The sequence below is a fragment of the Streptomyces sp. 8L genome (assembly GCF_020176795.1).
In the GTDB taxonomy this organism is placed as follows: Bacteria; Actinomycetota; Actinomycetes; order Streptomycetales; family Streptomycetaceae; genus Streptomyces.
In genome coordinates this window covers 40,622-50,633 of record NZ_JAIUKE010000028.1, presented here as the reverse complement: position 1 = coordinate 50,633, position 10,012 = coordinate 40,622, and the positions used below count along the sequence as shown (strand labels likewise).

General features: G+C 74.0%; 8 protein-coding genes. 5 read left to right on the top strand and 3 right to left on the bottom strand.

The genetic code is table 11. The features are described 5' to 3' along the window. The first annotated feature begins 53 nt into the window (after positions 1-53). The 5 genes from LCE31_RS03690 (at position 54) to LCE31_RS03670 (ending at position 6,424) form a co-directional block, all read left to right on the top strand. Positions 54-1,019: an amino acid ABC transporter permease gene (locus tag LCE31_RS03690; protein ID WP_225012487.1), complete on the top strand. Its 966-nt coding sequence runs from the start codon at positions 54-56 to the stop codon at positions 1,017-1,019. Next, positions 1,016-3,124 (top strand): FAD/NAD(P)-binding protein, encoded by a 2,109-nt coding sequence (locus LCE31_RS03685; protein WP_225012486.1) that lies wholly within the window; start codon positions 1,016-1,018, stop codon positions 3,122-3,124. The genes LCE31_RS03690 and LCE31_RS03685 overlap by 4 nt, the downstream gene beginning before the upstream one ends. A gap of 7 nt (positions 3,125-3,131) precedes the next feature. Further along, on the top strand, positions 3,132-3,707 hold the full coding sequence (ssuE, locus tag LCE31_RS03680) for an NADPH-dependent FMN reductase (protein WP_225012485.1): 576 nt from the start codon (positions 3,132-3,134) through the stop codon (positions 3,705-3,707). 69 nt (positions 3,708-3,776) lie between these two features. After that, on the top strand, positions 3,777-5,039 hold the full coding sequence (locus tag LCE31_RS03675) for an LLM class flavin-dependent oxidoreductase (RefSeq protein ID WP_225012484.1): 1,263 nt from the start codon (positions 3,777-3,779) through the stop codon (positions 5,037-5,039). Then, positions 5,036-6,424 carry an NtaA/DmoA family FMN-dependent monooxygenase gene (locus tag LCE31_RS03670; protein WP_225012483.1) on the top strand — a complete coding sequence of 463 codons (1,389 nt, stop codon included), beginning with the start codon at positions 5,036-5,038 and terminating at the stop codon, positions 6,422-6,424. The genes LCE31_RS03675 and LCE31_RS03670 overlap by 4 nt, the downstream gene beginning before the upstream one ends. Positions 6,425-6,458: 34 nt before the next feature. Here LCE31_RS03670 and LCE31_RS03665 read toward each other — a convergent pair whose 3' ends face one another. The 3 genes from LCE31_RS03665 to ku all read right to left on the bottom strand — a co-directional run bounded on the left by LCE31_RS03665 (position 6,459) and on the right by ku (position 9,921). Continuing rightward, positions 6,459-7,331 (bottom strand): alpha/beta fold hydrolase, encoded by an 873-nt coding sequence (locus tag LCE31_RS03665; protein ID WP_225012482.1) that lies wholly within the window; start codon positions 7,329-7,331, stop codon positions 6,459-6,461. Positions 7,332-7,448: 117 nt separating this feature from the next. After that, positions 7,449-8,231 (bottom strand): TIGR03084 family metal-binding protein, encoded by a 783-nt coding sequence (locus LCE31_RS03660; protein WP_225012481.1) that lies wholly within the window; start codon positions 8,229-8,231, stop codon positions 7,449-7,451. 352 nt (positions 8,232-8,583) lie between these two features. After that, positions 8,584-9,921 carry a non-homologous end joining protein Ku gene (ku, locus tag LCE31_RS03655; RefSeq protein ID WP_308042186.1) on the bottom strand — a complete coding sequence of 446 codons (1,338 nt, stop codon included), beginning with the start codon at positions 9,919-9,921 and terminating at the stop codon, positions 8,584-8,586. Positions 9,922-10,012: the final 91 nt, after the last annotated feature.

Here is a 10,012-nt window from a genome sequence, read left to right as displayed (position 1 = left end):
CCCCGGGACTCGTCGCCCACCGCCGCCCGCGAACCCCGCCGGAGTCTTCTCTCATGAGCGCGTCCTCCGATGTCGTACCCCTGCCTCCGCCGCCCTCCGCCCCCTCCGGCCGTCCAGCCGCGCGCGTCGATGAGGAAGCGCCGGACCGTATCGTGCCCCGCCGCCATCCGGGCCGGCTGCTGTCCGCGGCGGTGGCGCTGCTGGTCTTCGCCATGGTCGTGAACTCGGTCGTGCGCAACCCGCACTTCCAGTGGCACGTGGTCGGCCAGTACTTCACCACCCGTGCCGTCCTGGACGGACTGGTGCTGACGCTGTGGCTGACGGCCGCGGTGATGGCGCTCGGGTTCCTGATCGGCACCCTGCTGGCCGTGCTGCGCCTCTCGGCCAACCCGGTTCTCCGGACGCTGAGCTGGGGTTACGTGTGGATCTTCCGGTCCACTCCGATCCTGGTGCAGCTGCTGTTCTGGTTCAACATCGGGGCGCTGTACCCGCGGCTCGGCCTCGGCATCCCGTTCGGCCCCGAGTTCGTCACGGTCAAGACGGTGAACCTGTTCGGCGCGGGCCTGACCGCGCTGATCGGCCTCACCCTGCACGAATCCGCGTACGCGGCCGAGGTGGTGCGCGGCGGCATCCTGTCCGTGGACGCCGGGCAGAGCGAGGCCGCCGCCGCGCTCGGGCTGAGCCGGTGGCGGGTACTGCGGCGGATCGTGGTGCCGCAGGCGATGCGGTCCATCGTGCCGACCGCGGGCAACATGCTGATCGGCACCCTCAAGGGCACCAGCATCGTCAGCGTCCTCGCCGTCCAGGACCTGCTGTACTCCGTGCAGTTGGTCTACAACCGCACGTACCAGATCATCCCGCTGCTGATGGTCGCCACCATCTGGTACATCATCGTCACGAGCGTGCTGTCGTTCGGCCAGTACTACGTGGAGCGGTACTACGCCCGCGGTGCGCAGCGCGCCCTGCCGCCCACACCGCTCCAGCGGCTGCGCGCGGCCGTCGCGAGGAGCGCGGCATGACCCCCGCCGCGCCGCCGGCCGTGGTGGTGCTGGTCGGAGCGGGGCCGCGCGCCACGGGTCTGCTGGAGCGGGTCGCCGCGAACGCTCCCGAACTGTGGCCGGCGGAGCGGCCGTTGGAGTTCCATCTGGTGGACCCGCATCCGCCGGGGGCGGGCCGCGTCTGGCGGCGTGAGCAGGCGCCGCTGCTGCGGATGAACTCGATGGCCGAGGACGTCACCGTGTTCACTGACGAGAGCTCCGTGCTCCAGGGCCCGGTGCGCCCGGGTCCCTCGCTCGCCGCGTGGGCCGCGGCCACCGGGCCGGGCGGCGAACCGTATGCCCCGCACATACCGGCCGGAGACCCGGACGTACGGGCCGAGCTCGCCTCTCTCGCGCCGACGGACTTCCCGACCCGGCGCGCGCAGAGCGCGTATCTCGACTGGGCGCTGCGGCACACCCTCGACGCGCTGCCGCCGCACATCACGGTGCACACGCACCGCACCACGGCCACCGCGGTGCACGGGCCCGCCGACGGCACGCAGTTCGTGCACCTCGCGGGCGAGGCGGCACCGCTCGCCGCGGACCTGGTGATCCTGACGCAGGGCCATCTCGGCTCGGCGCCGGACCCCGCCCACCGGGAGCTCGCCGCGTTCGCCGCGCGCCACGGCCGTACCTATGTGCCGCCCGCGTTCTCCGCCGACGCGGCGGACGACCTCGACGCGATCGCCCCGGGCGAGCAGGTGGTGCTGCGCGGTCTCGGGCTCGCCTTCGTGGACCTGGTGGTCCTGCTCACCGAGGGCCGCGGCGGCCGCTACCGCGAGGAGGACGACGGGACGCTGACCTATCTGCCCTCGGGCCGTGAGCCGGTGGTGCACGCGGGCTCGCGGCGCGGGGTCCCGTACCACTCGAAGACCGGCTACCGGCTGGTGGGCCCGCGGCCCGACCTGCCCCGCTACTTCGGTCCCGAGCAGGCGCGCCGGCTGCTGGGCCCGGGTGAGCCGCTCGACCTGCGGCGCGACCTGTGGCCGCTGATGGCCAAGGAGATCGGCTACGGCCACTACCACGAGCTGTTCCACGGCCACCCGGAGCGCACGGCGATGTCCTGGCCGGAGTTCCGCGCCGCGTACGACCGGCTGCACTGGTACGCGCCCGCGATGGCGGAACTGGTGCGCGCGGCGGTGCCGGAGCCGGCGGACCGGCTGGACTTCGAGGCGCTCGACCATCCACTGGAGGGGCGCGTGTTCGCGGGTACGGAGGCGTTCCAGGACCATATGCGCGCCTATGTGACGGCGGACGGAGCCCGGCGCGCGGACCCCGCCCACAGCGCGGACCTGGGCGCGTTCCTCGCGCTGCTCTCGGTCTACGGCCAGCTGCCGCAGTACCTCCCGGCCGGTGCGGCGGAGCCCGGCTCCTCCGGCGGCCTGAGCCACGCCTCCGTGCGCGAGCATCTGGACGGCTGGTGGCAGGGGTTCTTCAGCTTCCTCGCATCGGGGCCGCCCGGTTTCCGGCTGCGCGAGCTGCACGCCCTGTCCCGGGCCGGGGTGGTCCGCTTCGCCGGGGCCGGGCTGCGGGTCGAGGCGGACGAGCGGACCGGCACCTTCCGGGCGTCGAGCCCGAGCGTCCCCGGCCATACGGTCACCGCGACGGCACTGGTGGAGGCATACCTCCCGAGCCCCTCGCTGTCCCGGTCCGAGGACCGGCTGCTGCGGGACCTGTACGCGGCGGGCGCGGCGATCGAGGAGTCGGGGCGCCTGGCCGTGACACCGGACGGCCGGGTCCTCGATCCCTCGCTCGGCGGTCCGCACCCGCGCAGGCTCGCGCTCGGCCACCACACCACGGGACGGTCGGTGGCGGCGTTCGCCAGGCCCCGCACCAACGCGCCCTCGTTCCGGCAGAACGACGCCGTCGTACGGAGCTTCCTGCGCTCGCTGGCGGCCGGGCCGGGAACCGGGGCGCGGCCCGCACCGAACCGGCCGACCGCGGTGCCCGCACGCGCACCGGAGCGCCCGGCCCCGGAGCCGCCCGCGGTGGAGCGGCGTCCGGACCCGTCCGCGGTGGGGCGCCGTCCTGACCCCGCGCCGCCCCATCACGACCCTGTCCACACGTACCAACACGTACCGAGGTGAAACCCGTATGGCCACGATTCTCTCCGTCTCCGGCAGCCCCTCCCCCGCGTCCCGTACCGCACGGCTGCTCAGGCACCTGGACGGCAGGCTCGCCGGGCGGGGTCACCAGGTGGTCCCCCTCGACGTGCGCACCCTGCCCGCGGGGGCGCTGCTCGGCGCGGACTTCGCACACCCCGAGATCGTGCGCGCCAAGGAGCTGTTCGAGCGGGCGGACGCCGTGGTGGTGGGCACTCCGGTCTACAAGGCCGCCTATTCGGGGCTGTTGAAGTCGCTGCTCGACCTGCTGCCGCAGTCGGTGCTCGCCGGCAAGACCGTGCTGCCGCTCGCGACGGGCGGCAGCGCCGCGCACACGCTCGCCGTCGACTACGCGCTGCGGCCCGTGCTGTCGTCGATGGGCGCCGACCACATCGTGCGGGGGTGGTTCGTGCTGGACCGGCACATCACCGTGCGCGAGGACGGCTCGGTCTTCCTGGACGAGGCGGCACGCGGCGACCTGTACCGGGTGGCCGACGCCTTCTCCGAGGCGGTGGCGCGGTCGGACGCCGCCGCGGTGTCCTCCGCGCCCGTGTCCGCTGCCGTCTGACTCCGCCGGCGCCCGCGATCCGACGGCGGAGCGACAACCAGCCCGCGCAAGAACCGAAAGGAACCCCTCATGCCCGACCCCGAACCCGTGCCCGACGCCGCGTCCTTGGGGAACGCGCCGCTCCATCTCGCCGTGGCGTTCGACGACGCGGGCTGGCACCCGGCAGCCTGGCGCGATCCGGCCACCGGACCCGCCGCCGGCCTGTTCACCGCCCGCCACTGGGCCGGGCTGGTCGCGGAGGCCGAGCGCGGCCTGCTGGACTTCGTGACGTTCGAGGACGCGCTCGCCCCGCAGTCGTCCCTGTTCGACGCGGCGGACGACCGCACCGACCAGGTGCGCGGCAGGCTCGACGCGGTACTCGTGGCTGCCCGGGTCGCGCCGCTCACCCGGCACATCGGTCTCGTCCCGACCGTGGTCGTCACGCACACCGAGCCGTTCCACCTCTCCAAGGCCGTCGCCACCCTGGACCATGTCACGCGTGGCCGCGCGGGCGTGCGCGTGCGGGTGTCCGTACGCCCCGACGAGGCCGCCCACTTCGGGCGCAGGACCCCGCCGCGCCTGTCGCTCGACACGATCGGCACGCCGGAGGGCCAGCGGGCGGCGTCCGAACTGTTCCAGGAGGCCGGCGACTACGTCGAGGTCACACGGCGCCTGTGGGACAGCTGGGAGGACGACGCGGAGATCCGCGATGCCGCCACCGGCCGCTTCATCGACCGGGACCGGCTGCACTACATCGACTTCGCGGGCCCGCACTTCCGCGTCAAGGGCCCCTCCATCACACCGCGCCCGCCGCAGGGCCAGCCGCTGGTCACGGCGCTCGCGCACAGCAGTGTGCCGTACGCGCTGGTGGCGCAGGCCGCCGACGTCGGCTACGTCACCCCCCACGACACGGAGGGTGCGCGCGCGATCGTGGCGGAGGTGCGCGCGGCGCAGGCGGCCGCGGGACGGGCGGAAGATCCGCTGCACGTCTTCGGCGAACTCGTGGTGTTCCTGGACGACACGCCGGGCGCCGCAGCCGATCGCAAGGCACGCCTCGACGAACGGGCGGGGGCCGTGTACACGAGCGACGCCGAGGTGTTCACCGGCACCCCCGAGGGCCTCGCCGACCTGCTCCTGGACCGGCGGCGCGCCGGCCTCTCCGGCTTCCGGCTGCGCCCCGGTGTGCACGGCCACGACCTGCCGGCGATCACCCGGGGGCTGGTGCCCGAACTCCAGCGCCGGGGCGCGTTCCGGCGCGCCTACGAGGCCGGCACGCTGCGCGGCCTGCTCGGTCTCGCCCGCCCCGCCAACCGCTACGCCACCGCCAGGAACGCAGAGGTGTCCGCGTCATGAGCCAGCCCCGTACGACCGGCACGTCCGGCAAACCCGTCAAGCAGATCCACCTCGCGGCGCACTTTCCCGGAGTCAACAACACCACGGTGTGGAGCGACCCGGCGGCGGGCAGCCATATCGACTTCGCGTCGTTCGAGCACTTCGCACGGACCGCGGAGCGGGCGAAGTTCGACTTCCTCTTCCTCGCCGAGGGCCTGCGGCTGCGCGAACAGGGCGGAAAGATATACGACTTGGACGTGGTGGGACGGCCCGACACGTTCACCGTGCTGGCGGCGCTCGGCGCCGTCACCGAACACCTCGGCCTCACCGGCACGATCAACTCGACGTTCAACGAACCGTACGAGGTGGCACGGCAGTTCGCGAGCCTGGACCATCTCACGGACGGGCGGGCCGCGTGGAACGTGGTGACCTCGTGGGACGCGTTCACCGGCGAGAACTTCCGCCGGGGCGGCTTCCTGGCGCAGGACCGGCGGTACGCGCGCGCCAAGGAGTTCCTGGCCACGGCGAACGAGCTGTTCGACTCCTGGCGTTCTGACGACCTCGTCGGCGACCCGGCGACGGGCCAGTTCCTGAGGGACGCCCGCGCGGGCGCGTTCGAGCACCACGGCGAGGAGTTCGGCATCCGGGGCCGGTTCAACGTGCCGCGCAGCCCGCAGGGGCGCCCGGTGATCTTCCAGGCGGGCGACTCGGAGGAGGGCAGGGAGTTCGCCGCGTCGGGCGCCGACGCGATCTTCAGCCGGCACTCGACTCTGGACGCGGGCCAGACGTTCTACACCGATGTGAAGAGCCGTCTGGCCCGGTACGGCCGGCGCCCCGACCAGCTGCTGATCCTGCCCGCGGCGACGTTCGTGCTGGGCGACACCGACGACGAGGCCCGCGAGAGGGCGCACGAGGTGCGCAAACAGCAGGTCTCGGGGGCGACCGCGATCGCGTACCTGGAACACATCTGGAACCGCGACCTGTCGGCGTACGACCCCGACGGGCCGCTGCCGGACATCGACCCGGCTCCCGGCGAGAACACCGTCGCCAAGGGCCGGGCCAGTGTGCGGATACACCGGGACCCGGTCGAGGTCGCCAAGGAGTGGCGGGAGAAGGCCGAGGCCGAGCACCTCTCCATCCGCGAGCTGGTGATCGAGACGACGGGCCGCCAGTCGTTCGTCGGCTCGCCCGCGACGGTCGCGGAGACCATCGACGCCTTCGTGCAGAGCGACGCGAGCGACGGCTTCATCCTCGTCCCGCACATCACGCCGGGCGGTCTCGACGGGTTCGCCGACACCGTCGTGCCCCTGCTCCAGGAGCGCGGCGTGTACCGCACGGACTACACCGGCACCACGCTCCGGGACCATCTGGGGCTCGCGAAGCCGGCGGAGCCGCCCGCGCGCTGAGCACCGGCGACGGCGGCAACGGCAACGCCGGGGATCAGTCCCCCGCGCGGTCCCTGATCCAGGCCAGCGCCTCTCCGCCGCCGTTCAGCGCGGAGATGTGGCCGTCCTCGGGGCCGACACGCAGCGCTGCCGAAGGCAGGCGTCCCGCGAGCCAACGGGCGTGGGCGACGGGTGCGATCCGGTCCAGGGCGCCGTGCAGGAGCAGCACGGGGGCGCGCACCTCGGCCGGGTCGAAGCCCCAGGGGCCGACGTAGGCCAGGTCGTCGTCGATGTGCGGGCCGGGGCCGGCGGCGGAGCCGGCCCGCACCACACCGTCGAACCACGACCAGGGGCCGGCGAGCGCTTCGAGGTCGGCGGGCACGAACTCCGGGTCGTAGGGCGCGCCGGACGCGTGCAGCCGCTCCGCCGCGGCCCGCCCCTGTCCCGCGGCGCGCAGCGCCCTGACGCCGGACGCGGCCATGCCGTCGAACCAGTCGAGGCCCGGCGCGCCGTACGGGGCGAGGCCGGAGGCAACGACGGCGGCGATCACCCGGTCGGGGAGCAGCGCGGCGCAGGCCAGGGCGTGCGGACCGCCGCCGGAGTGCCCCATGACCGCGAACCGCTCGATGCCGAGGGCATCGGCCAGCACCGTCGCGTACCCGGCCGCCGAGGACACGTCCCGGCCGGGCCTCGGCGTGGAACCGCCGTAGCCGGGGCGGTCGTAGGACACCCAGCGGATGCCGAGCCGGGCGGCGTCGGGAAAGAGCGGGCGCGGAGGCGTACCCGTGTTCGGTGTGCCGTGGTGCCACAGGACGGGCAGAGGCAGGCGCGGGCCGCTCCCTCCCGCCGCGTCCGCGTGGCCGTCGTCACCGCTGTCGTAGATGTGCAGGACGCCGCCGTCGGGCAGCGGCAGATCGGTTTCCCTCATGCGGGCTGAAGGTACCGGGCGCCTGTGACAAGACCCTCGCAGAACCGCGGGGCGGCACGCTGCGACGCCGTCGCACGCCCCGCGGGCCCAGCTTCGCGGGCGCCCGTGGCGGCTGCGCTATCCGCCGGCCGGCGGGCGGCCCCTGCCCGCGGGGCCGCCGAAGGCCTGAGCGAGCGTCAGCCATTCCGCGGCGCCGGGGCCCGTGGTGCGCAGGGCGGTGTCCGCGGGGTGGCGCCGCTGGGTGACGACGAGACAGAAGTCGAGTGCGCTGCCCTCCACCCGGTCGACCGCGTCCGGCGGGCCCCAGGCCCACTCGTCACCGTCGGGCGCGGTGAGCCGCACGTAGACGGGCGCCTCCGGGTCCCGCTTGCCGTGCACCGCGTAGCTGTAGGGGCGGGTATGCACGCCGAGGTGCGCGATGTGCCGCAGGCGCGCCGTCGGCGTCCTGGTCGCGCCCAGCGCGTCGGCGACGTCCTGGCCGTGCGCCCAGGTCTCCATGATCCGGGCGGTGAGCGCGGACGCGGCGCTCATCGTGGGACCGAACCAGGGCAGCCGCTGCGCGGGATCGAGACCGGTGTAGACGCCGAGAAGGCGGCTCCTCGCGTCCGCGAACCAGGCGAGCGCCGCGGCCCCGCTGCGGTGGCGGTTGCGCACGGCGAACACGTCGGGGGCGACGAATCCGATACGGCGCTGCTCCGCGGCGAAGTCGTCCGGTTCGAGCACGGCGCGCACGGCCTCCCCGTCGTAGTACGCGAGGTGGGTGACCTGGTCGAGGATGGTCCAGCCCGGGGAGGGCGTCGGGCTGAGCCACTCCTCCTCGCCGAGCGGGACGAGCAGGGTCCGCAGGTCCTCGGTCTCCGCCGTGAGGTCGGCGGCGAGCGCGGACATCGATACGGCCATACGGTGCGGCCCTCCTCCCACCGCCGGTGCGGGCGGCACGCGGTGCGCGGCTCCGGGGTCCGCCGCCGTCTCTGCCGCGCCCCGGCCGGTCGTCGCCGGCGCCTGTTGTGTCGACAGGGAGACACCGGCACGGCCAAGAATACCGTCACCGATTGTGACGGCGCTGTGCGGCGAGGCGGCGGGGCGCGCGGCCGGGTGCCGCTTCGGGACGCGCACGGGCGGCCATGCTCCTGGCCGGACGGGGGGAGCGTCACTGTGTGTGCCCTGCCGGTGGAGCGCCGTCGTCGTGCCCACCGGTGCCCGCGTCGGGCGGACGTTGACGGTGCCCCGGGGGCGTGCCGGAACGTGGGCGTCAGGACGCCGCGCGCCGCGGCTGCGAGGACTTGCCCGGCGCCGCCTTCTTGGCCGCCGCCTTCTTGGACGCGGTCTTCTTGGCCGTGGACTTCTTGGCGGCGGTCTTCCCGGATGCGGTCTTCTTGGCGGGAGACTTCCGCGCGGACTCCTTCTTCGGGGTGGCCTTCTCGGCCTGGGACGCCCGCTCTCCCGAGGTGGCCTCGCTCCCGGCGGCGGTCTTCTTGGACGCGGTCTTCTTGGCGGTGGCCTTCCGGCCCCCGGACGACCCGGCCGCCGTCTTCGCGGTCCCGCCGCCGGCCGACGTGCTCTTCTCCGCCGCGCTCTGCTGCGGCCTGCTCTTCGCCGACGCCGACCGGCCCGCTCCCGACGACCCTTCGGATGCCTTCTTCCCAGCGGGCTTCGACTCCGCCGTCTTCCTGGCCGCGGTCTTCTTCCCCGTGCTCTCGCGGGCGGACCTCTTCGCGGCGGGCGCCCCGTCTGCGGCCTTCCTACCGCCCCCTGCCCGCTTCCTCGGCAGCTCGTGGACGGTCGCGTCACCGTTGCCGTCGCCGTCGCTCTCGCCGCGTGACGAGCGGGCCTTCTCGACGCTCTGCTCCAGGGCGGCCATCAGGTCGACCACCCTGCCGGGCTCCTCGCCGTCCTCGGCCTTCTGCGGTTCCCGGCCCTCGGCCTTCGCCGCGAGCAGTTCCTCCACCGCGTGCCGGTACTCGTCGTGGAACCCGGACAGGTCGTCCGTCGTCATCCCGTCGATCAGGGACATGGCCTGCGCGATCTCGTCCTCGGACAGCTCGACGGGGCGGGGCGCCAGCTCCGCGGGCGAGCGCACCTCGTCGGGCCAGTGCATGGTGTGGAGGGTCAGCGCGTCCCCGCGGATGTCGAGGACGGCGAGGCGCTCGCGCCCGCGCAGCGCGAGTTTGGTGACGGCGACCTGCCCGCTGCGCTCCAGTGCGCGGCGCAGCAGTACGTAGGGTTTGGCGGCTGCCTCGCCCGACGCCTCCAGGTAGAAGCTCTGCCCGAGGCGTACCGGGTCGATGGCGTCGCGGTCCATGAAGGCGATGATCTCGACGGTTCTGGCAGTGGGCAGCGGTATGGCGTCGAGTTCCTCGTCGGTGACCGGGACGATCTGGTCCTTGCTGAGTTCGTAGCCCTTGCCGATGTCGTCGTCCGTGACGACCTCGTCGTCGAGTTCGCAGCGTTTCTGGTTGCGGACGCGCCCCCCGTCCTCCAGATGGATGCGGTGGAAGCGCACTGCGCGGTTCTCGGACGCGCCGGTGATCCGGATCGGGATCGTCACGAGCCCGAACGACACGGCACCGGTCCAGATGGGGCGGGGCATGCGCAGACCTCCAGCTCACCCCCCTGACGCGGTCAGCGTAGGGCGGCGGGCGGCCTCCGGCACCTCGAAGCCCCTGCGACACCGCGGTCCG